This is a genomic window from Micromonospora sp. CA-248260 (assembly GCF_050942205.1).
GTDB lineage: Bacteria > Actinomycetota > Actinomycetes > Mycobacteriales > Micromonosporaceae > Micromonospora > Micromonospora antibiotica.
On record NZ_CP192021.1, the window covers coordinates 783,837 to 805,061 of the forward strand.

The following is a 21,225-nucleotide window of genomic DNA, read 5'->3' on the forward strand; positions in this document are numbered from 1 at the left end:
ACGCGGTCGGCGCCCGGTCGCCGGTCGGCGCCCGGTCGCCGGTCAGCACTTGACCGCGGCCAGCAGGCCGTGGCCGACCGGGAGCAGGGCCGGGATCCACTGCTCGGCCTCCCGGATCGCCTTGACCGTCTCCCGCATGGTCACCGTCTCGGCGTCCCGGGCGGCCGGGTCGCCGATCCGGCCGCTGGCGAAGCCGCCGTTGAGGGCGAGCACCCCACCGGGGCGCAGCAGCCGCAGGGCGGCGTCGACGTACGCGGCGGAGCCGGTCGCCTCACCGTCCACGAAGACCAGGTCGTACGCGCCGTCGGCGAGCCGGGGCAGCACGTCCAACGCCCGCCCGGTGATGATCCGGGTGCGGCCGGACGGGAAACCCGCCTCGACGAGGATCCGCCGGGCGATCCGCTGGTGCTCGATCTCGACGTCGATGGTGGTGAGCACCCCGTCGGCGCGCATCCCGCGCAGCAGCCACACCCCGCTGACCCCGGTGCCGGTGCCGATCTCCACCACCGCGCGGGCGTTGCCGGCGGCGGCGAGCAGGCGCAGTGCCGCCCCGGCCCCGGGGGTGACCGCGTCGAGGCCGACCTCCCGGGCGAGGCTACGGGCGGTGGCCAGCACGATGTCCTCGCCGACGTACGACTCGGCGAACTGCAACGACTGCGCCGTCGGGCTGCCGGAACTGGCGACCGTGGCGATGGGACACCTCCGGGCGGTGGCGATGGTGCGAGGGGCGGGTGGGCGGTATGAGCCTAGAGGCGAGGTACTTTCCGCGCAGCCGCGAGTCCACCCCTGGCGGTTCCGGCGGGGCGGAAGCCGCCGTGGACGGCTCCGCCCGGGGCGGGAGTTGCCCGTGGCCGCCGGCTTGCCCGTGCTGGGTGCCGGAAGGTCAGTGGCTACCCCGGGGAAGGTCGGCGGCGGCCCGGGGAAGGCCAGTGGCGGCCCGGGGGAAGGCCGGCGGCGGGCGGTCGCGGCCGGGCAACAGCTGACTGCGTCCGGCGCATCCGTGCAATCCTGGATGCGGTGCCCCCTGCGCCGTGACCGCCACCCCCGGTCGTGGCCCGGGGCGCCGGGGGACGGACTGGGAGGCACCGACGTGACCGACGGCTGGGACTGGCGAGCGCCCGGCGGGACTCCGGGGTCGGCGGGGCCGCCCCCCGGTCCGCCGCAGACGGGCCCGACGACGCCGTACGGCGGTCCGCCGTCGTCCGGCGGCCACGGCGGGTCGGCGTCGCCGTGGTGGTCCGACGCGCTCGCCGACCCGTGGCGGGACCCGTACGCCCCGTCGGCGGTCGTGCTGCCGAGCGTGCCGGCCCCCGGGGCGGCCCCGGAACCGGTCACCGACCCGGATGCGCCGGGCCGGCCGAAGCTGCGCCAACTGCTGATCGTCCCGTTGATCGTCGCGTTGCTCGCCGGCACCCTGGGCGGTGCCCTCGGTTATGCCTTCGCGGTGCGCGGCGGGGTCGGCGGTGGGGTCACCCTGGGGGCTCCGGGCGAGGGTCCGGCTCTGGCCCAGCGTCGCCCGGACTCGCTGGCCGGGGTCGCCGGTCGGGTCCTGCCCAGCGTGGTGACCATCCGGGTGGCCAGCCTGGGCGGCACCAGCGAGGGGTCCGGGTTCATCGTCAGCGCCGACGGTTACGTGGTGACCAACGACCACGTGGTCGCCGACGGCACCGGCCGGGCGTCGGTGACCTTCAACGACGGCAGCAGCTCCCCGGCGACGGTGGTGGGTCAGGACCCGGAGTCGGACATCGCGGTGATCAAGGTGAACCGCAAGGGGCTGCGGCCGATCGAGTTCGGTGACTCCGAGTCGCTCGCGGTGGGGGACCCGGTGCTGGCCATCGGCTCGCCCCTGTCGCTGGCGAACACGGTGACCGCCGGAATCATCAGCGCCCTGGACCGCACCATGCAGGCGGGGGAGCCCGGCGGGCCGGTCCGCTACTACGCCGCGATCCAGACCGACGCGGCCGTCAACCACGGCAACTCGGGTGGCCCGCTGGTCGACTCGGCCGGCCGGGTGATCGGGGTGAACTCGACGATCAGGTCGCTGGTCGCGGAGGGGCAGGAGGCGGGGAACATCGGGCTCGCCTTCGCCATCCCGATCAACCAGGCGAAGCGGATCACCCAGGACATCATCGGCACCGGCAAGGCCCGGCGTACCGTGATCGGGGCCCAGGTCGCCGGCACCGGGACCGCCACCCGGGCCGGCACCGGCGTGCGCCTGGCGGCCGTGGAACCGGCCGGCCCGGCGGCGGCGGCGGGCCTGCAGACGGGCGATGTCGTCCTGCGGCTCAACGGGCGGCCGATGAACGAGCCGACCGACCTGATCGCCCTGGTCCGCAAGTTCGCCCCGGGGTCGGTGGTGACGGTGGAGTACCGGCGTGGTTCGACCCGGCAGAACGCCTCGGTGACGCTTGCCGCGGATGCCAAGTGAGGGCCGGTCACCCCCTCCCGAAGCGGGGCCTGACGTGCGTAGTCTTGGTACGACGCGACGAGGAGGCCCCGCGGTGCTCGACAACCTGAACTGGTGGGAGATCGGCGTACTGCTGCTCCTGGCGTTGCTGATCTTCGGGGACCGGTTGCCCAACGTCATCAGCGACGGCCTGCGGATGGTGCGCAACCTGCGCAACATGGCCCGCAACGCGACCGGTGACCTGAGCCGTGAGCTGGGCACCGACATCCAGCTGGAGGATCTGCACCCGAAGGCGTTCATCCGCAAGCACCTCCTCAGCGAGGAGGACGAGCAGGCGATCCGCAAGCCCCTCCAGGGTGTCTACGACAATCTGCGGGCGGATGTCACCGGGGTGCACGAGGAACTCAAGGACATCGCCGACCGGGTCGACCCGCGCGCCGCCGTCCGGCGGAGCACCGCGACGAGCACCGCCGCCGTTCCTGCTCCCGCGCCGGCCCCCCGCCCCAGCTACGACGACGCCACCTGACGGTCTGATCCACTCGGTGCCGGGCCGGTTGCGGTGTCCCCGGCCGGGGACACCGCAACATCGGCTCACATGAGTGGACCACCCCTGCCCGCCGGGGCGGGTGTGGTCAGCGGCCGGCGGGGGTGAGACCCAGCGGCTTGCCGAGCAGCGACTCGCGACGTACCGCCAGCCGGTCGGCGACCTGGCGCAGCGCCTTCGCGGCGGGCGCGTCCGGTGCGGACAGCACGATCGGGATGCCGGCGTCGCCGCCCTCACGGACCCGGGTGTCCATCGGGATCTGCCCCAGCAGCGGCACCTGCGCGCCGATCGTCCGGGTCAGCGACTCGGCCACCTCCTGGCCGCCACCGGCGCCGAAGACCTCCATCCGGGAACCGTCCGGCAGCTCCAGCCAGGACATGTTCTCGATGACACCGACGATCCGCTGGTGGGTCTGCAGGGAGATCGCGCCGGCCCGCTCGGCGACCTCGGCGGCTGCGGCCTGCGGGGTGGTCACCACCAGGATCTCGGCGTTCGGCAGCAGCTGGGCGACCGAGATGGCGATGTCGCCGGTGCCCGGGGGCAGGTCGAGCAGCAGGACGTCCAGCTCACCCCAGTAGACGTCACCGAGGAACTGCTGCAACGCCCGGTGCAGCATCGGGCCGCGCCATACCACGGCCGCGTTGCCCGGGGTGAACATGCCGATCGAGATGACCTTCACGCCGTTCGCCTGCGGCGGCATGATCATGTCTTCCACCCGGGTGGGCTTGCCGTCCGCGCCGAGCATCCGGGGCACCGAGTGGCCGTAGATGTCGGCGTCGACCACACCGACGGACAGGCCCCGGGCGGCCAGCGCGGCGGCCAGGTTGACCGTGACGCTGGACTTGCCCACGCCGCCCTTGCCGCTGGCCACCGCGTAGACCCGGGTGCGGGAGCCGGGCTGGGCGAACGGGATCACCGCCTCGTCGGTGCTGCCGCCGCGCAGCTTGCCCTGCAACTCCTGCCGCTGCTCCGGGCTCATCACCCCGAAGTCGATCTCGACGCCGGTCACCCCGGGCACCGCGCCGACGGCGGCGGTGATGTCCCCGCGCAGCTTGTCCTTCAGCGGACAGCCGGCCACGGTGAGCAGCAGCCCGACCCGGACCACGCCGTCCTCGCCGATCTCGGCGGAGCGGACCATGCCGAGGTCGGTGATGGGCCGGCGGATCTCCGGGTCGTTGACGGTGGCCAGCGCGGCCTGGATCGCGTCGGAGAGGGTGCTGACGGGAGCTGACATGCGGGCAATGCTACGTCGGCCGGGCGGGACGACCGCCGGCAGCGGGGCCGGGTGTGAGCGAATCGATCGGTCGGTCCGGGCCGCCCCGCTCCACGGACAAACCTGGACGATCAGGTACGGGGCCCGCTGGCGCTCCGGCCCGCGACAAGCGGGTCACCGACGCGGGGTCGACCCCCGGGCGGGGCCGCCGCCAGCCCACCCGTGACGGTCCGGCGTCGCGGGCTCAGCTCTCCGGGCGGTGGCCGTCGCGCACGTAGTCGCCGTCGAGATCGTCCCGGGGCTCGTCGAGCGGCGGCTCACCACCCCCGGAGCGTCCCTCACCCCCGGAGCGTCCCTCACCACCTCCGGGGCGTGCGGTAGGCCGGTCCAGCTGCCGCAGCTCCCGCTTCTGCCGGCGCTGCGCCGCCGCGTCTAGCTCCTCGGCCAACCGGACCAGCTCGGAACGGAGGAAATCCCGGGTGGCCACCTCGCCCAGGGCGATCCGCAGCGCGGCGACCTCCCGGGCCAGGTACTCGGTGTCCGCCTTCTGCATGGTCGCCCGGCGGCGGTCCTCCTCCAGCGCCACCCGGTCCCGGTCCGTCTGCCGGTTCTGCGCGAGCAGGATCAACGGGGCCGCGTAGGACGCCTGCAACGACAACACCAGGGTCAGGAACGTGAAGGTGTACGGGTCGAAGCGCAGGTCCGCCGGGGCCAGGGTGTTCCAGCCGAACCACAGGGCGATCACCACCGTCATGTAGACGATGAAGTTCGCCGTACCCATCCCCCGGGCGATCCCCTCCGACCAGCGCCCGAACGCCTCCGGGTCGAACCGGGGCAGCTGGACGCCCCGGGGCTCGCGCGGCTGGTCCAGCCGTTCGGCCCGTCGTTGGTCAGCCATCGGTGCCACCGCCCGTCGGCCCGGCCACCGCGGCGGAGGACCCCGCGTCGTCGTCGTCGGACGGGGTGGTCACGGCGTCGCGGTCCCGCCAGTCCCGGGGCAGCGAGTGGTCCAGCACGTCGTCGACGGTGACCGCGCCGACCAGCCGGTTGTTCCGGTCGACCACGGGCATCGCCACCAGGTCGTAGGTGGCCATCCGGCGGGTTATCTCCGGCAACGGGGTGGTCGGGCGCAGCGGGTCGATGTCGTTGATCACGATCCCGCCGAGCAGGTCGGCCGGGGGCTCGCGCAGCAACCGCTGGAAGTGCACGATGCCCAGGTAACGGCCCGTCGGGGTGGTCATCGGGGCGCGGGTCACGAAGACCTGCGCGGCGATCGCCGGGGAGAGCTGCTCCTCCCTGATCCGGGCCAGTGCCTCGGCGACCGTGGCGTCCGGCGGCAGGATCACCGGCTCCGAGGTCATCACGCTGCCCGCCGTACCGGAGGTGTACTTGAGCAGTTGGCGGACCGGGTCGGCCTCGTCCGGTTCCATCAGGTCGAGCAGCACGTCCTGTTCGGGCGGGGGCAGCTCGTTGAGCAGGTCGGCGGCGTCGTCCGGGTCCATCTCCTCCAGCACGTCGGCGGCCCGCTCCCGATCCAGTGCGGCGAGGATCTCCACCTGGTCGCGTTCGGGCAGCTCGCCGAGCACGTCGGCGAGGCGTTCGTCGTCGAGGGCCGCCGCGACCTCGTTGCGCCGGGCGTCGGGCAGGTCCTGGAGCGCGTTGGCCAGGTCGGCGGGGCGCATGTCCTCCAGCACCGCCAGCAGATTGGCGGTGCCCCGGTTGTCGGCGATGCCGCTCAGCCCGCGTACCCGGTCCCAGTCGACCTGGTGCAGGTGGCCACGGCGGGTCAACCGGCTGGTCTGCTCGCGGACGGCGACCCGGGACAGCGCCCATTCGCCGCCCCGGCTGCGCTCCATCGCCACGTCCACCACCGCGCCGGGCTGGCCGCCCGGGTCGAGCTGCACCCGCCGGTCCAGCAGCTCCTGGAGGACGAGCAGCTCGTTGGGGCGTTTGGAGAAGCGGCGCAGGTTGAGGGTGCCGCTGCCGAGGACGACCGCGTCGGGGTCGATGGAGGTGATCCGGTTGATGGACAGGAAGATCCGGCGGCGCATCGGCATCTCGGCCACCAGCCCCACCACCTCGGGCGGGCGCTGGGTCGGCCGGATCCGGGCGACCGCGTCGCGAACCCGCCCCACCTGGTCGCCGTTCGGGTCGAAGACGGCGACTCCGGCGAGTCGAGCGATGTAGACCCGGTTCGGCGTACTCACGGCCACCAGCCTAAGCGCCTAGTGTTTATCACCATGTCGACCCTGGCCTACGAGATCGTGGACGTCTTCACCGACCGCCCGTTCGCCGGCAACCCCCTGGCCGTGGTGTTCGGCGCCGAAGCGCTGGCCACCGAGCAGATGCAGGCGCTGGCGATGGAGTTCAACCTGTCGGAGACGGTGTTCGTGCTGCCGCCGACCCAGGTGGGCGCCACCTACCGGGCCCGGATCTTCACCCCGACCGAGGAGCTGCCGTTCGCCGGGCACCCCAGCGTGGGCGCGGCGGTCACCGCCGGTCGCCGGGGGCTGTTCGGGGTCGGGTCGGTCAGTCAGGAGTGCCACGCCGGGGTGCTCCCCCTCGAGGTGACCGCGACGGGAGCCACCCTGACCGGCGGCACCCCCACCCTCGGACCGGAACTCGATCCCGAGCCGCTGCTGGAAATGGCCGGGCTCACCGCCGACGACCACACCGGCCCGGCCCCCCGGGTGGCCGGCTGCGGGCTGGAGTTCCCCTACCTCCCGGTGCGTCCGGACGCGGTGGCCCGCGCCCGGGTCAACGCGGCGGCGGCCCAGCGGTACGGAGTCGAACACGTCAGCGTCTTCTCCTGGGACGCCGACACGCAAACCGCACACGCCCGGGTATTCGTGCCCGGCCTCGGCATCCCGGAGGACCCGGCCACCGGCTCGGCCGCCCTGGGGTTGGGGGTGTGGCTGGTCGCCAGCGGTCTGCTCCCCGGGGAGGGGCGCAGCGGGTACGCCGTCCGGCAGGGCGCGGAGATCGGCCGCCCGTCCGCGTTGACGTGCACGGTGACCGCCGAGGGCGGGATGGCGGTCGGGACGACCGTGGCCGGCCAGGTGATGCCGGTGGCCCGGGGTGAGATCGTCGTCCCACCGTTCGTGGGCTGACCGCGGTCGGGTGGGAGCTGCGAGAGGATGCGGGTGTGACGGACGAGGTGGCTGCCTCCCGGTCGACGCCACTGGTCGACGAGGCGATGAAGAAGGCCGCGGTGGCATGGGTGGGCGTCGCGGACGGGCCGGCGACCGCACTGTGGTGCGTACCCCTGGAGGGGGCGTTGTTCGTGGTCAGCGGGCCGGGGGAGCAGACCGCGCCGGGCCTGGCCGACGCCGACGCCGCCCGGGTGACCCTGCGCGGTGACCACGGCGGACGCATCGTGACCTGGCCGGCCCGGGTGACCCGGCTAGCCCCGGGCACCCCGGAGTGGGAGACGTCGGCACCGCTGGTGGCGGCGAAGCGGCTGAACGCCTCCGGCCCGACCGCCGACCTGGTGGCCCGCTGGGCGGCCGACGGCTGCGCGCTGACCCGCCTCGCCCCGGACGGCCCGCCGGACGCCGGGCCGGCCCTGCCGGACGCCTCCCTCGCCGCCGAGCCGCGCGGCGCGGCCGTGGTCCGGGCCACCCGCAAGCCGTTCCGCCTGCACCGGGTCCGCCGCCGCTGACCCACCGCCCGGCGTCCACACCCGCGACGCCGCCCGTGTGAGGATGACGCACCGTGTCCTCCGCTGCCCCGCACCCGCGCCCACCTGTCGATCCGCTGACCGTCGGTGTGCTCGCGATCGCCGTCGCCTCGGTCTCGTCGTCGGCCCCGCTGATCGCCTTCGCGGCGGCTCCCGCGCTGGCCGTCGCAGCGTGGCGGAACCTGCTCTCGGCCGCCGTGCTCGTCCCGTTCACACTGGTCCGCCGGCGGGCCGAGCTGCGCACCCTGACCGTGGGGGCGGGCCGTCGGGAGGGCTGGTACTGCGTGCTGTCCGGGGTGGCGTTGGCCGCGCACTTCGCCACCTGGATGCCGAGCGCCCAGCTCACCTCGGTCGCGGCGGCCACCGCCCTGGGCGCCACCCAGCCGGTCTGGCAGGGGCTGATCGCCCGCTGGCAGGGTCGGCGGCTGCCGTACGCCGTCTGGGTCGGTATCGGGCTGGCGGTGACCGGCGCGGTGCTGGCGACCGGCGCGGACGTCGGCGTCTCCGGCCGGGCCTTCGCCGGTGACCTGCTCGCGGTGGTCGGCGGGATGTTCGCCGCCGTCTACACCGCCTTCGGCGAACGGGCCCGCGCCACCATCAGCACCGCCACCTACACCACCATCTGCTACGGGGTGTGCGCGGTGATCCTGCTGGTCGTCTGCCTGGCCGGCGGGGTACGGCTGCACGGCTACGGCACCAGCACCTGGCTGGCGATCGCCGGGCTGGTGGTGGGGGCCCAACTGCTCGGCCACTCGATGTTCAACCACGCGCTGCGCCGGGTGTCGGCGACCACGATCAGCGTGTTGATCCTGCTGGAGGCGCCCGGTGCGGCACTGATCGCCTGGGCCTGGCTGGGGCAGCTGCCGCGCCCGTTCGCCCTGCCCGGGTTGGCGCTGCTGCTCGCCGGGGTGGCCGTGGTGGTGCTCGGCGGGGCCCGCGCCGGCCGTCGCCCCGCCCCGCCGGCGGTCCCCGCCGACGCCGCCCCGCCCTCCTGAGCGATTCCGCCCAAACCACGGGCAGGGGACCCCGGCACGCGTGAGAGTGCGGGGGGAGGTGGGGCGATGTCGGGGCGCAACGTGGACGACGACCGCAGCGGCACCGTGGTCACCCCGTCGGCCGAGTTCCCGCCGCTCGACCCCGCCGAGGTGGACACCCTGCGCCGGGTCGGCGCGCACTGGCGGACCGGGAGCCGGCCCGCCCTGCCGGTCGACCCGACGCTGGACCGCTACCGGAACCGGCCCGCCCCGGGCCGGTTCAGCCGACTGGCCCCGATCGCGCTGTTCGAGCCGGAGCCGGGTGGCCGGGGCGGGCGGGACGGGTTGATCGCCGCCGAACCGGCGAACCGCCCCGACTCCCACCTCGGCCGACGGCTGGGCCGGGTCCGGCGGGTGGTGCTCGGCCCACCGTTGGCCAGCGCTGCCGTGCTGCACGAGCGGATGCGCAAACTGGTGGCCCTGCCGGTGCTCTCCTCCGACCTGCTCAGCTCGGTGGCGTACGGGCCGGAGGCGCTGCTGACCGTGCTGGTGCTGGCCGGCAGCGGGGCGCTGGGCCTGGCGCTGCCCCTGTCGGCCGGGCTGGTGCTGTTGATGGTGGCCGTCGGGATCTCCTACCGGCAGACCATCCCGGCGTACCCGCACGGGGCCGGGTCGTACCTGGTGGCGGGGGACAACCTGGGGGTCGGGGCGGGGTTGACCGCCGCCGCCGGGCTGATGCTGGACTACGTGCTGACCGTGTCGGTGTCGATCGCCGCCGGCCTGCACGCGGTCACCTCGGCGCTGCCGGGGCTGACGCCGTTCACCGTGCCGCTCGGGGTGCTGGTGATCCTGCTGCTGCTCGCCGGCAACCTGCGCGGGGTACGCACCGCCGGCAACATCTTCGTCCTGCCCACGTACGCCTTCGTGGTCGCCGTGCTGGGGTTGCTGGTGGTCGGCTACCTGCGGGCGGCCGGCCGGGGGTTCACACCGGTGGCCCCGCCGGTCGTGCCGGCGGCAGAGGGTCTGGGCCTGCTGCTGGTGCTGCGGGCGTTCGCCTCCGGGGCGGTGTCGATGACCGGCATCGAGGCGGTCTCCAACGCGGTCCCGGCGTTCCGCCCGACGGAGTGGCGCAACGCGCGGACCACGCTGGGCTGGATGGTGGCGATGCTGGTGGTCCTCTTCGCCGGGCTGACCCTGCTGATCCACCTGGCCGGTCTGGTGCCCCGCCCCGGTGAGACGCTGCTGTCCCAGCTCGCCCGGGTCACCTTCCCGACCGGCCCCTGGTACGCCGTCGTCCAGGCGACCACCGCGCTGATCCTGCTGCTGGCGGCGAACACCGCGTTCAACGACTTTCCCCGGCTGCTGTTCTTCATGGCCCGCGCCGGTCACGCGCCGCGCCGCTTCCTGCACCTGGGCGACCGGCTGGCGTTCGGCAACGGCCTGGTGGCGTTGTCCGGGACGGCGATCGTGGTGTTCGTCGCGTTCGGCGGGCACACCGAGAAACTGATCCCGCTGTACGCGGTGGGGGTGTTCCTCGCCTTCACCCTGTCGCAGAGCGGCATGGTGGTGCACTGGCGGCGGCACCGGGACGCCGGCTGGCGGCGTCGGGCGCTGGTCAACGGGGTGGGCGCGGTCCTGTCCGGCCTGGTGCTGCTGACCGCGGCGGTGGCGAAGTTCACCGAGGGCGCCTGGGTGGTGGTCGTCGCCGTACCGCTGCTGGTGCTGCTCTTCCGCCGGATCCACCGGCACTACCGCGACCTGCACACCGCCCTGGCCCTGCGAGCCCCGCCGGCAGCTGCGGAGCCTGGGGCGGGGCCGCAGCCGGTGGCGGGAGGGGGCCCGCCGCCCTCCGGGACGGGGCACGGGGTCGGGCCGCCCCGGCCTCCGGCGGGCAGGTCCGTCGAGGGCGAGGAGCTGCCGCAGGAGCTGCGGCACCTGGTGGTGGTCCCGGTGGTACGCCTCAACCGGGCCTCGATGCGTGCCCTGGCGTACGCGGTGTCGCTGGGCCGGCCGACGCTGGCGGTGCACCTCGCTCCGGAGGACGCCGAGGCGGACCGGTTCCGGGAGCAGTGGCGGGCCTGGGGGGACCACGTGCGGCTGGAGACGATCGTCTCGCCCTACCGGGCGGTGGTCGGGCCGTTGGCGCACTACCTGGCGGCGTTGCACGTCGCCGCGCCGGAGCTGGTGCTGACCGTGGTGGTGCCGGAGGTGCTGCTGCGCCGGCCGTGGCACCGCCTGCTGCACAACCGCACCGGTCGCCGGCTGCGCCGGGCCCTGCGGGCGCTGCCCGGCGTGGTGGTCACCACCGTCCCGGTCCACGTCGTCGAGTGAGGACCACCCCGGCGGCGCGGGGCGGTCGCCCACGCCACCGTTGGCCGGCCGGGTGGCGGCGTCCTCGCCTACTGCCCACGCCCGATCATGCGCTCCTGCTGGGGCGAGTCAGGATGAGGTCGACTAGGAGGATCGGCGTCATCGCGACCGCCCCCACGAGCGCCGCCTGCCAGACCGGCAGATCCGCGATCAATCCGACGACGACCAGGATCAGCAGTGCCACTGGATACGCAACCCGCACGTGACGCGCCATGACCCGACTGTAGCGACCGCCGGCACCTGCCGAGCACGCCGCGAACAGGGCCCCGGCGGACCGTCGAGCAACGCGTCGCCGGGGCCAAGGAGAACATCAGGATCGTGGAGATCTGTTGTCGCTCCAGCAGCAGGAGATCTCCACAGAACAGGGTGTCTCGCAGGGCCTGCTCGTTTCGACGGATGGGATCAGTCTGCCGGCACCGCCTTCACGTAGACGCCTTCGCCCTGGCGCCCCGGGCATCCCGCGACGGCCACGTCGGTCCCGGGCGCAGGGCAGTTGGTGTGGGGCCCCGTCAGGCGGTGAGGCCGACGGCGGTGGCGCTGGCGGTCCAGAGGCGGGCGGCCAGGGCCGGGTCGGCCGCTCTCGGCCAGGGGCGGCGCAGCCGCCGGTCGGCGTAGTAGCCCCCGTCGACCAGCCGGGACGCGGGCTGGTTGGCGAGCCAGAGCAGGGTCTCTGCGCCCTTCTCCGGGCTGCGGAACGGCATCACCCGCATGCCGAGGGCGACCAGCCTGCTGTCCGCGCCGAACCGGGTCCGCACCACCCCCGGGTGGAACGAGTACGCCGGCACGTCGGGCCAGCGTCGGGCCGCCTCGGCGGCGAACAGGATGTTGGCCTGCTTGCTGGTGCCGTACGCGCGCATCGGCCGGTAACGGCGCAGCGCGGCGTTGAGGTCGTCGGGGTCGAGGGTCCCGCTGCGGTGCGCACCGGAGGCGGTCACCACCAGCCGGCCGACCCGGTCGATCAGCAGGTTGCTCAACAGGAACGGGGCCAGGTGGTTGGCCTGGATCGACAGCTCGAACCCGTCGACCGTGGTGAGCGGCTCCAACACGATCGCCCCGGCGTTGTTGGCCAGCACGTCGATCCGGTCGTACGCCGCCCGCAGCCGCTCGGCGAGCCCGCGTACGTCGTCCAGCACGGCGAAGTCGGCGCGGAAGAGCTCGGGGCGCTCGCCGGACGCCTCGCGTACCCGGTCACCGGCGGCCTGGAGGCGGGCCGGGTCCCGGCCGACCAGCACCACCCGGTCGCCCCGCCGGGCCAGCGCCACGGAGGCGGCCAGGCCGATGCCGGAGCTGGCCCCGGTCACCACCACGGTCCGCCGCCCGGCGAGATCTTCCACAGGTCCGTTCACCCCGGTCACGGCACGAGGTTACCGCGAGGTCACCAAGCCCCGGGGACCGTCGGGTCCCTGTCATGTCCAGCGCCGTGCGGGCCATCGACGCCGCCGCTCCTGCGGGTCCGCCAACACCGACGCGCCCTGGCGGTCCCGGCCGGGTCGACCCGCACCCGCACGTCACCCCATCGGGGCAGCGACCCGGTGGGCCGCCCCGGGTCCCGGGGCGGCCCCGCTGCTCAGTAGCTGGTGCCGTAGCCGGTCGTCGACTCCTGGTTGGCCAGCCAGACGAAGAAGACCACCAGGGCGATGGTGGCCAGCACCGCGATGACGGTGGAGATCCAGCCGACGACGATGCCGGCGGTGGCGAAGCCGGCGCCGCCCTCGCCCCGCTCCCTGATCTGCTTGCGGGCCACGTGGCCGAGGATCGCGCCGATGATGCCGATGTAGCCGCCGAGCCCGTAACCGCACAGGCCGATCGCGCCGATGATCGAGACGATCATCGAGGCGATGGCGAGGCCGCTCTGCGGGGGCGGGGGCTGGTAGCCGCCGTAGCCGGGGAACCCGGCCGGCTGCGGGTAACCGGACGGTTGCGGGTAGGCGGCTGCGGCAGCGTACGGGTCGACCGGGCCGGCCTGGCCGGGGATGAGCGGCGCACCCGCGTACGGGTCAGCCGGGGCGTACGGGTCCTTGCCGATCGGTTGGGCGGAAACCGGTGGGCCGCTGGCCGGCAGTGTCGGATCGGGCTGGTGGCCCGACCATGCCGGGTCCTGCCAGCCGTCCGAGGGCGGGGGGTAGGTCATCTGATCTTCTCCGTCGCATGTAGGTGCGCCGTCAGGGTAGCCAGGGTGCAACAGCGGTGGGGTCCGCCCGTGGTGGCTCGTTGCCCACGTCGCACCGAGCGGGCAGGATCGCGGCATGGCTATCGACGCACGTGGGGCCGACCGATCCGGCAGCCGACCGAGGCGGGACGTGAGCCGTCCCGGCCTGGCCCGGCGCACCCGCGCCGTCGGCGGCGGCAGCGACGCCGGCCAGGACGAGCCGGTGCCGGTGGCCGACCCGGTGACCATGCGGCTGGACGGCCGGGTCGCGCTGGTCACCGGCGCGGGCAGCGCGGACGGCATCGGGTACGCGACCGCCCGCCGACTGGCCGACCTGGGTGCCCGGGTGGCGATCGTCTCCACCACCCGGCGCATCCACGACCGGGCCGGGGAACTGGGCGTGACCGGCTTCGTCGCCGACCTGACCGACGAGTCCGAGGTCGGTGCACTGGCCGACGCGGTCGCCGAGCAGCTCGGTGACGTCGAGGTGCTGGTCAACAACGCCGGCCTGGCCAGCCGGGCCAGCCCCGAGGTGCTGCGTCCGGTGGCCCAGCTCAGCTATGACGAGTGGCGCGGCGAGATCGACCGGAACCTGACCACCGCGTTCCTGTGCAGCCGGGCCTTCATCGGCGGGATGGCCGAACGGGGCTGGGGGCGGATCGTCAACCTCTCGGCGACCGCCGGGCCGGTCAAGGCGCTGCCCACCGAGGCGGCGTACGCGGCGGCCAAGGCGGGGGTGGTCGGGCTGACCCGGGCGCTGGCGATGGAGATGATCGCCGACGGGGTGACGGTGAACGCGGTGGCCCCGGGGACGATCTACACGGCGGCGTCCACGATCGCGGAGATCAAGCAGGGGTTGGGCACCCCGGTCGGCCGCCCCGGCACCCCCGACGAGGTGGCCGCCGCGATCAGTTTCCTCTGCTCGCCGGCGGCGTCGTACATCACCGGGCAGATGTTGGTGGTCGACGGCGGCAACAGCGTCCGGGAGGCGCAGTTCCGCTGATCAGTACCCGGTGTCGCTGCTGCCGCTGGCGCCGGCCCACACGACGAGGGCCAGCCAGCCGCAGCAGACGAGCACCCCGATCACGGTGAACGCGTAGCCCAGGACCAGCCCCCAGGTGGCGAGCTGGTCGCCAGCCTCGCCGGTGCGGCGGATCTGCCGCTTGGCCAGGTGGCCGAGGACGATGCCGGCCGGGGCGAAGACGAAGGCGAGGACCAGGGACAGGATCGCCAGCACGTTGGTTTCACCGCCGGGCCGCCCGTACTGCCCGGACGGCGGGTACGCCGGCTGCTCCCACGGCTGTCGCCCCCACTGTTGCTGTCCCCAGGGCTGTTCGCCCGGCGTCGGCTGCCCCCAGGGTGGTTCAGCGGGAGCCGGCGGTGTCCGGTCCGGCGACCCGTCCTGCGGTGGCTGCCCCCACGGCGGTGGCTCGTCCGGCGATGGCTGTCCCCAGGACGGTGGGGTCGGCGGAGCGGACTGCGGCGGTTCGGCCGGCTCACCGGTCGGCGGTGGTTCGGCCGGGTGGCCCGACGGGGACGGTCCGGTGGGCTGCGCCCAGGGCGACGGGTCGGGCCGGGGCGGTTCGTACGGCGATGGTGGCTGCTCCGGTCCCCCCGGTGGCGTACTCACGGTGTCCGCCTTCCGCCGCAGGTCAGTGGTCCTTTCTCCTGCGGACGCTACCGGTAGCGGTGCACCTTTTCCCGGCGGTTGGCGGGACGGGGTCGCCCGGCGGTAGGCGGGACGGGTCGCCGGCGGGTCCGGCTCCGGATCGGCGTCGGTCTCAGCCGAGTCGGCTGAGACCGACGGCGGCCCGTTCGACGATCAGACAACGGTCCTCGACGTAGTCGATGCCGGCCTCCTCGGAGATCCGCCGCGCCTCGGCCGAGACGATGCCGAGCTGGAGCCAGACCGCCGGAGCACCGATCGCGACCGCCTGACGGACCACCTCCACCGCGTCCCGGGCCGGTCGGAAGACGTTCACCAGGTCCACCGGGTGCGGGATGTCGGCCAGCGAGGCGTACGCCCGCTCACCGAACAACTCGTCCACCGTCGGGTTGACCGGGATGATCCGCCAGCCGTACCGCTGCATCTGCGCCGGCACCCGGTGTGCGGCCTTGCCCGGGTCGCGGGACGCACCCACGACGGCGATCACGGCTGAGTCGGCGAGGAGCTGCTGGGCGGTCCGCATCCGCCGAGCCTAGCTCCGAGGGTCAGAACCATCCTGCGCGCAGCGCAGCGCCGGGTGGGGGCACGGCGGCGCGGCCACCGTCGCGGACGGACCAGGCCAGCCTCACAGTCAGAGCAGGGCGAGCTGTTCGCCGGTGGGCGTGGGCGACGGGTCCGGGGGCCGGCGCGTGTCGCCGGGTCCGCCCTGGTGCAGGCCGTGCCGGCGAGCCGCGATCCGCACCCGGGCGGTCACCTCCCGCTGGTACGCCTGCGGCGGGTAGGCCCCGGACCGGTACAGCTCGCGATAGCGGGGGACCAGGTGGGGGAACTCCCGACCGAGCCAGTACGCATACCACTGGCGGGCACCGGGACGCAGGTGCAGGGTCAGCGGGGTGACGCCGGTGGCGCCTGCGGCGGCGATCGCCGCGACGGTGGCGTCGATCGACTCGTCGTCGTCGCTGAGGCCGGGCAGGATCGGCGCCATCAGCACCCCCACCTCGAAACCGGCGTCGGTGAGCCGGCGCACCGCGTCGAGCCGGCGGGCCGGGCTCGGGGTGCCGGGCTCCACCGCCCGCCACAGCGCCTCGTCGACGAAGCCGACCGAGAACGACAGGCTGACCCGGGTGACCTCGGCGGCCTGCCGCAGCAGCGGCAGGTCGCGCAGGATCAGGGTGCCCTTGGTGAGGATCGAGAACGGGTTGGCGAAGTCGCGCAGCGCCTCGATGATCGGCGGCAGCAGCCGGTAACGGCCCTCGGCCCGCTGGTAGCAGTCGACGTTGGTGCCCATCGCGATCGCCGCGCCCCGCCAGCGCGGGGCGGCCAGCTCGCGGCGGACCAGCTCCCCGGCGTTGACCTTGACGATCACCTTGCGGTCGAAGTCCGCCCCGGCGTCGAGATCGAGATAGGTGTGGGAGCTGCGCGCGAAGCAGTAGACACAGGCATGGGTGCAGCCCCGGTAGGGGTTGATCGTCCAGCTGAACGGCACCCGTGACTCGCCCGGCACCCGATTGATGATCGACTTTGCCTGCACCTCGTAGAAGGTCATCCCGGCGAAGTCAGGGGTGTCGAAGGTGCGGACGATCGCTCCGGGCAGCGCCAGCGGCAGGGGTGGCGTCGCTGGCACTGCCCGGTCGGGATGCTCCTCGTCCGGGGGAGCGGAGAGGTGATCCCAGCGCATGCCGATTATTCGAACATGTGTGCGACCGGAACGCAAGTGACCTGACGTGGCCCGGCCGTGGGTGCGGTGCTCAGTGCTGGTGGTTGGCCAGCTGCTTACGCACGTCGTCCATGTCGAGGGCCTGGACCTGCTCGATCAGGTTCTCCAGGGCCGACTCGGGCAGCGCGCCCGGCTGGGCGAAGACGATCACGCCGTCCCGGATCGCCATGATCGTCGGGATGGAGCGGATGTCGAACTTGGCCCCCAGATCCTGCTGCGCCTCGGTGTCGACCTTGCCGAAGGTGATGTCGGGGTGCTTTTCCGACGAACGCTCATAGACCGGGGCGAACCGCTTGCACGGGCCACACCACTCGGCCCAGAAGTCGACCAGCACGATGCCGCTGCTCTCGGTCACCTCGTCGAAGTTGGCCGTGGTCAGCTCAACGGTTGCCATTGGACTCTCCGATCAGCGCAGATTGCGTTTTCCGTCCGGTAGAACCAGGTGGTACCCCGGCAAATTCCCGGGTGGGGGACGCCGAAACCGGCACGCTCGGGACGGCCTGATCATGCTCATCGAACCGCGTCGGTCGATGTGCGCATGCGGACTGCACTTGCATGACGCATTTGCGTGACCGCCCGTGATGGGAGCGTTTCCAGGGAGATCGCCCCCCGGACCAGCGAACACGCATCGATTTGTGGCCTGACAAGGTGCTACTTCACCTGCGGAGATCGCTCTCTCGTTGATCAATAATGACTCTCCGTATTGTTACGAAAAGATAAATGTGACCTCCGTCTCTGTCCGTTCATCGCTTCGGTGGGGCAGAATCTTCGACATCAGAGCGTGGGCGGCGGGTGCCGGGGAGGGCCCCGCCGCTCATTGCGTCTCCCCCCGGGTTGGCCCTGGTGTGACATTTCCCCGGCCCCCACGCCCCCCGCATCTCCTTAACCACCGCTAAGGCGGGAACCGGCGGTAAGACGCGCCGGGTCGGACTCCGTCGGCTCGTCGGCCAGGGCCCGGCAGGGCGTCGTCACCCGTCGACGGGCAGGACGCAGATCCGCAACAACCACGACGAGGGCCAGTCGGGCGTCTTCCGGTCCGGCCGCCACGGCGCCGGGTGTCTCGAGGCCCGCCCCGGGCGGTTCGAGGCCGGCTGTGGGGCGGATCGAGGCAGGACCGGCCCGTCGCCCGTCGCGGTGGGCATATGCTGACGGCGGAGGTCCTGATGAGCCACTCCCTCGCCGGAGAGCCGCCCTCTGCCGGACGGCGTGCCGCACCGCTGACCACCGCCGCCTACTCCGCCGTCGAGTGGGACCTGCTCACCACCCTGCCCGGCCGGGTGCTGGTGGCCGCCGCGTCGCCCGGTCCCGGTCGTCCGGCCCGGGACGTCGCCGCCGGTCTCGTCGGACTGGACGCCGTCGCCGCCGGTCGGGCCTCCGACAGTGACCTGGTACGCGCCGTGGCCGCCGCGATCTACGCCCGGCACGACGGTGCGACCGCCCCGACCGGCAGCGCGACCGCCCCGACCGGCAGCGCGACCGCCCCGACCGACAGTGCTGCTGCCCTGGCCGGCGGGCTCGCCGATCCGGCGGAGCTGCCACAGGTGTGCCGGGCCGCCGTGCGGGTGCTGCGCCGCCGGGCCGACCCGGCCGACTCCGCCGCGTACCGGCAGTGGGTGGAGTCGGTGGCGGTGCGGGTCTGCCGGACCGGCACCCCGCAACCGAGCCACCGGCGCTTCCTGGACCGCCTCGGCGACGCCCTGGACCTGCGCTGACAGGTGCACCGTCGACCGGTGGTGCCGCCGACCCGTCGTGGTGTCGGCCGGGGTGGCGTGCGGCGGTGGCGGCGGCGGGCCGTACCCTCTGGCAATCGTGACCGAGGACCAGCTCGACGTGGGTGTCGGACCGTGGGTCGGCGACCTGCCGGACGACCCACGCTACGACCCGGAGCTGCTCGCGGCGGGCGACCGGCGCAACGTGGTGGACCGCTACCGCTACTGGCGGCGGGAGGCCGTCGTGGCCGACCTGGACGAGCGGCGACACGACTTCCACGTGGCCATCGAGAACTGGCAGCACGACTTCAACATCGGCACGGTGGTCCGGAACGCCAACGCGTTCCTCGCCGCCGAGGTGCACATCGTCGGGCTGCGGCGGTGGAACCGTCGGGGCGCGATGGTGACCGACCGCTACCAGCACGTCCGGCACCACCCGACGATCGAGGAGTTCGTCGGCTGGGCCGGCGGGCACGACCTGCCGGTGGTCGGCATCGACAACCTGCCCGGTTCCCGGCCGCTGGAGACCACCACCCTGCCCCGGCGCTGCGTGCTGCTCTTCGGCCAGGAGGGCCCCGGCCTGTCCGACGCCGCGCGGGCCGCCTGCGGCCAGCTCTTCTCGATCGCCCAGTACGGCTCGACCCGGTCGATCAACGCCGGGGTGGCCAGCGGCATCGCCATGCACGCCTGGATCCGCGCCCACGCCGCCGCCCCGCCGTCCTGACCGGCACGCCGCTGGTCGGACCGTGGCCGGCCCGGCCCCGGGCGGCTGCCCCCGATCCTCGCCGGCTGGGCGGGACACCGTAGTGGGAAAGGTGGCGGCGGGTCGGCGGGGTCGGCTTGACGGACCCGCATCGTCGGGCCACGGTGGGGATGTGAGTGTCATGGTGAGTTGTCCGAGGTGTGCGGGGCAGGTGCGCCCACCGGACCTGATGCACGGTGAGTCGCGCTGCGTCCGTTGTGGGCCGGTCGCCCCGCTGCACGTGCCCGAGCACATCGACGCCGAGATCGTGGCGAGCGTGGTGGAGCGGGTGGCTGCCGAGGGTGGCCCAGAGCGGCCCGCGCTGCCGCTGTGGTGCCCGTGGCCGCTGCCGGCCGGCTGGACGGTCACCGGGGTGGCCTGGGCCGGGGACGAGGCCGGTGGTGTCCGGGCCACCGCCGTCGCGTGCGCCGGTCCGGCGCCCCTCGGTGGCGGTCCGGCCGAACTGGTCCTGGTGGCGGAGGAGCCCGGGGTCGGACTGGGCACCCGATTCGCCGGGCTGGCCGGTCCGGACCCCGGTCCAGAGTTGACGGAGGTGCTGGCCGGGCCGGGTCCCGGCCCTGGTCATCCCGAGCACGTCGAGCCGGCGCGGATCCGGGCGGGCGGTCATCCGACTCCACTGTGGTTGGTCAATTCCGCCACGGATCGAAGCGCGTACGCCGGTGAGGCTCGGGGAATGTGGCTTCATGCGATAGCCTGGCCGGCGAGCGCGGGTCACCTCCTCGCGGAAGATGTCGTCCTGCACGACCTCACCGAGTGGACTCCGCCCGAGCTCGTGTTCGGCGCACCGTCCCCGTACCTGCACGGAGGGGCTTGACGGCCCTCCGGGTGAGTCGGAGATGGGACGCAGATATTCACGCTACGACATCATGCTGATACTCTGGGTGCCGCTGCGGTAAACGGACCCGGCGCCGCGCGAGAGGATGGCCCGCTATGGTCAAGAAGGTCCTCACCTGGGCCGGTATCGCATTCTTGATCTTCTTCGTTGCCTACCGGCCAAACTCGGCAGCGGACGTCTTCAAGTCGCTCGGCGGTGGCATCGTGGACATCGCCCAGGGCTTCGGCGACTTCTTCACGAGCCTCGTCGCCTAGCCGCCGATGGGCAGCCCCTCCGGACCCCCGTTCGACCCGGACGATCCCGGCCGGGACCGCCGGGAGCGGGACACCGAACCCATCCCGAGGTACCGACCCGACGACGGGCCGGCCTACGGGTCCGGGGCGGGACCCGCCAGTGGACCGTCCTTCTCGGACGACGCCGGCTACGGCGACGTCCCGGGATTCGGGGGTCAGGGGCGGACCTGGGTCCGTGATCCGGAGGCGGGCTACCAACCGCCGGTCATCTCCGAAGAGGAGCTGTCCGGTCTGCGGTCCGACTCCCAGGGCATGGCTCCCCGCCGGGTGCTCCCCCTGGAGGACGAGCCCAGCTCCCTCGTCGCCCGCTACCTCTTCCCGACCGAGCGCTACCGGGGCGAGTGGAAGCGGCACTGGATCCACCTCGCCACCCCGATCGTCGTCGGCGTGGCGGCCACCTTCATCCTCGGCTACCTCTCCGGCTTCCTCGCCGGGCAGGACGTCGGCGCCCTCACCACCATCGCCGTGCTGCTCTGGTTCGGGGTGATGGGCTGGGTCGCCTGGAAGGTCGCCGACTGGTGGTACGACCGGTTCATCCTGACCAACAAGCGGGTCATGGTGGTCAACGGCATCGTCACGCGCAAGGTCGCCATGATGCCGCTGGCCCGGGTCACCGACATGAAATACGAGCAGACCCCGACCGGCCGGGCACTCAACTACGGCACCTTCGTGCTGGAGTCCGCCGGCCAGGAGCAGGCGCTACGGGAGATCAAGAACCTGCCCAACCCGAACGAGCTCTACCTGCGGGTGGTCGAGGAGATGTACGAGCCGCAGGCGGTCGAGGCCCGGTTGGGCAAGGAGGCCGACGAGGCCAAGGCCGACGACGGCGCCTGACACGTGTCGTCCGTCCGTCGGACGAACTGCACACCTTCCGCCGTCGACCGGGTGATGCCCGGCATGGCAGTC

Annotated in this window: 23 protein-coding genes; 12 read left to right on the top strand and 11 right to left on the bottom strand. The window is 73.5% G+C overall.

The genetic code is table 11. From position 1 onward, the window contains the following. Nucleotides 1–42 precede the first annotated feature (42 nt). Nucleotides 43–651 (bottom strand): O-methyltransferase, encoded by a 609-nt coding sequence (locus ACQP2H_RS03715; protein WP_244253447.1) that lies wholly within the window; start codon nucleotides 649–651, stop codon nucleotides 43–45. A 424-nt stretch (nucleotides 652–1,075) separates the two neighbouring features. On the opposite strand from ACQP2H_RS03715, the gene ACQP2H_RS03720 reads away from it, so the two are divergent. Both ACQP2H_RS03720 and ACQP2H_RS03725 read left to right on the top strand, forming a co-directional pair. Continuing rightward, nucleotides 1,076–2,428 (top strand): S1C family serine protease, encoded by a 1,353-nt coding sequence (locus tag ACQP2H_RS03720; RefSeq protein WP_219470637.1) that lies wholly within the window; start codon nucleotides 1,076–1,078, stop codon nucleotides 2,426–2,428. A 73-nt stretch (nucleotides 2,429–2,501) separates the two neighbouring features. Next, a complete protein-coding gene (locus ACQP2H_RS03725) occupies nucleotides 2,502–2,933 on the top strand; it encodes a preprotein translocase subunit TatB (RefSeq protein WP_219466789.1) in 432 nt (143 codons plus the stop codon). A gap of 106 nt (nucleotides 2,934–3,039) precedes the next feature. On the opposite strand, the gene ACQP2H_RS03730 is transcribed toward ACQP2H_RS03725, so the two are convergent. The 3 genes from ACQP2H_RS03730 to ACQP2H_RS03740 form a co-directional block, all read right to left on the bottom strand. Then, nucleotides 3,040–4,185, bottom strand: coding sequence for an Mrp/NBP35 family ATP-binding protein (locus ACQP2H_RS03730; RefSeq protein ID WP_208570365.1), 1,146 nt, complete (start codon nucleotides 4,183–4,185; stop codon nucleotides 3,040–3,042). Nucleotides 4,186–4,408: 223 nt separating this feature from the next. Beyond that, nucleotides 4,409–5,062 carry a DUF1003 domain-containing protein gene (locus ACQP2H_RS03735; protein ID WP_357536128.1) on the bottom strand — a complete coding sequence of 218 codons (654 nt, stop codon included), beginning with the start codon at nucleotides 5,060–5,062 and terminating at the stop codon, nucleotides 4,409–4,411. Continuing rightward, entirely contained in the window at nucleotides 5,055–6,371 is a 1,317-nt protein-coding gene (locus ACQP2H_RS03740) for a magnesium transporter MgtE N-terminal domain-containing protein (RefSeq protein WP_357536130.1), read from the bottom strand. Before ACQP2H_RS03740 ends, ACQP2H_RS03735 begins: the two co-directional genes overlap by 8 nt. Before the next feature lie 33 nt (nucleotides 6,372–6,404). On the opposite strand from ACQP2H_RS03740, the gene ACQP2H_RS03745 reads away from it, so the two are divergent. The 4 genes from ACQP2H_RS03745 to ACQP2H_RS03760 all read left to right on the top strand — a co-directional run bounded on the left by ACQP2H_RS03745 (nucleotide 6,405) and on the right by ACQP2H_RS03760 (nucleotide 11,148). Next, a complete protein-coding gene (locus tag ACQP2H_RS03745; RefSeq protein ID WP_357536132.1) occupies nucleotides 6,405–7,274 on the top strand; it encodes a PhzF family phenazine biosynthesis protein in 870 nt (289 codons plus the stop codon). 86 nt (nucleotides 7,275–7,360) lie between these two features. Continuing rightward, the gene (locus tag ACQP2H_RS03750; RefSeq protein ID WP_255598960.1) at nucleotides 7,361–7,825 is read left to right on the top strand and encodes a hypothetical protein; all 465 of its coding nucleotides are present in this window, start codon (nucleotides 7,361–7,363) and stop codon (nucleotides 7,823–7,825) included. Nucleotides 7,826–7,878: 53 nt separating this feature from the next. Then, complete coding sequence (locus ACQP2H_RS03755; protein WP_219466796.1) at nucleotides 7,879–8,838, top strand: DMT family transporter; 960 nt, start codon at nucleotides 7,879–7,881, stop codon at nucleotides 8,836–8,838. Between the two features lie 66 nt (nucleotides 8,839–8,904). After that, complete coding sequence (locus ACQP2H_RS03760) at nucleotides 8,905–11,148, top strand: APC family permease (RefSeq protein WP_433231094.1); 2,244 nt, start codon at nucleotides 8,905–8,907, stop codon at nucleotides 11,146–11,148. Between the two features lie 85 nt (nucleotides 11,149–11,233). Here ACQP2H_RS03760 and ACQP2H_RS03765 read toward each other — a convergent pair whose 3' ends face one another. From ACQP2H_RS03765 to ACQP2H_RS03775, 3 genes are all read right to left on the bottom strand, one after another. Then, nucleotides 11,234–11,401 carry a hypothetical protein gene (locus tag ACQP2H_RS03765; RefSeq protein ID WP_219466801.1) on the bottom strand — a complete coding sequence of 56 codons (168 nt, stop codon included), beginning with the start codon at nucleotides 11,399–11,401 and terminating at the stop codon, nucleotides 11,234–11,236. 295 nt (nucleotides 11,402–11,696) lie between these two features. Continuing rightward, the gene (locus ACQP2H_RS03770; RefSeq protein WP_357536331.1) at nucleotides 11,697–12,521 is read right to left on the bottom strand and encodes an SDR family NAD(P)-dependent oxidoreductase; all 825 of its coding nucleotides are present in this window, start codon (nucleotides 12,519–12,521) and stop codon (nucleotides 11,697–11,699) included. A 233-nt stretch (nucleotides 12,522–12,754) separates the two neighbouring features. After that, nucleotides 12,755–13,318 (bottom strand): DUF4190 domain-containing protein, encoded by a 564-nt coding sequence (locus tag ACQP2H_RS03775; RefSeq protein WP_208570375.1) that lies wholly within the window; start codon nucleotides 13,316–13,318, stop codon nucleotides 12,755–12,757. 184 nt (nucleotides 13,319–13,502) lie between these two features. On the opposite strand from ACQP2H_RS03775, the gene ACQP2H_RS03780 reads away from it, so the two are divergent. Beyond that, a complete protein-coding gene (locus ACQP2H_RS03780; RefSeq protein WP_208570417.1) occupies nucleotides 13,503–14,339 on the top strand; it encodes an SDR family NAD(P)-dependent oxidoreductase in 837 nt (278 codons plus the stop codon). Here the strand turns inward: ACQP2H_RS03780 and ACQP2H_RS03785 are convergent, their stop codons facing one another. From ACQP2H_RS03785 to trxA, 4 genes are all read right to left on the bottom strand, one after another. Beyond that, entirely contained in the window at nucleotides 14,340–14,573 is a 234-nt protein-coding gene (locus tag ACQP2H_RS03785; protein ID WP_308291008.1) for a DUF4190 domain-containing protein, read from the bottom strand. Nucleotides 14,574–15,117: 544 nt separating this feature from the next. Further along, entirely contained in the window at nucleotides 15,118–15,525 is a 408-nt protein-coding gene (locus ACQP2H_RS03790; RefSeq protein WP_433231098.1) for a CoA-binding protein, read from the bottom strand. A gap of 108 nt (nucleotides 15,526–15,633) precedes the next feature. Further along, a complete protein-coding gene (locus ACQP2H_RS03795; protein WP_219466814.1) occupies nucleotides 15,634–16,680 on the bottom strand; it encodes an Rv2578c family radical SAM protein in 1,047 nt (348 codons plus the stop codon). A gap of 70 nt (nucleotides 16,681–16,750) precedes the next feature. Then, nucleotides 16,751–17,113: a thioredoxin gene (gene trxA, locus ACQP2H_RS03800; protein WP_219466818.1), complete on the bottom strand. Its 363-nt coding sequence runs from the start codon at nucleotides 17,111–17,113 to the stop codon at nucleotides 16,751–16,753. 748 nt (nucleotides 17,114–17,861) lie between these two features. Here trxA and ACQP2H_RS03805 point away from each other — a divergent pair. The 5 genes from ACQP2H_RS03805 to ACQP2H_RS03825 all read left to right on the top strand — a co-directional run bounded on the left by ACQP2H_RS03805 (nucleotide 17,862) and on the right by ACQP2H_RS03825 (nucleotide 21,153). Then, entirely contained in the window at nucleotides 17,862–18,431 is a 570-nt protein-coding gene (locus ACQP2H_RS03805; RefSeq protein ID WP_219466821.1) for a hypothetical protein, read from the top strand. A gap of 97 nt (nucleotides 18,432–18,528) precedes the next feature. After that, complete coding sequence (locus tag ACQP2H_RS03810; protein ID WP_219466824.1) at nucleotides 18,529–19,152, top strand: TrmH family RNA methyltransferase; 624 nt, start codon at nucleotides 18,529–18,531, stop codon at nucleotides 19,150–19,152. A gap of 160 nt (nucleotides 19,153–19,312) precedes the next feature. Further along, a complete protein-coding gene (locus tag ACQP2H_RS03815; RefSeq protein WP_308291127.1) occupies nucleotides 19,313–20,005 on the top strand; it encodes a DUF6758 family protein in 693 nt (230 codons plus the stop codon). Nucleotides 20,006–20,121: 116 nt separating this feature from the next. Then, on the top strand, nucleotides 20,122–20,280 hold the full coding sequence (locus ACQP2H_RS03820) for a hypothetical protein (protein ID WP_165942702.1): 159 nt from the start codon (nucleotides 20,122–20,124) through the stop codon (nucleotides 20,278–20,280). A 6-nt stretch (nucleotides 20,281–20,286) separates the two neighbouring features. After that, nucleotides 20,287–21,153 (top strand): PH domain-containing protein, encoded by an 867-nt coding sequence (locus tag ACQP2H_RS03825; RefSeq protein ID WP_219466827.1) that lies wholly within the window; start codon nucleotides 20,287–20,289, stop codon nucleotides 21,151–21,153. The last annotated feature ends 72 nt before the right edge of the window (nucleotides 21,154–21,225 follow it).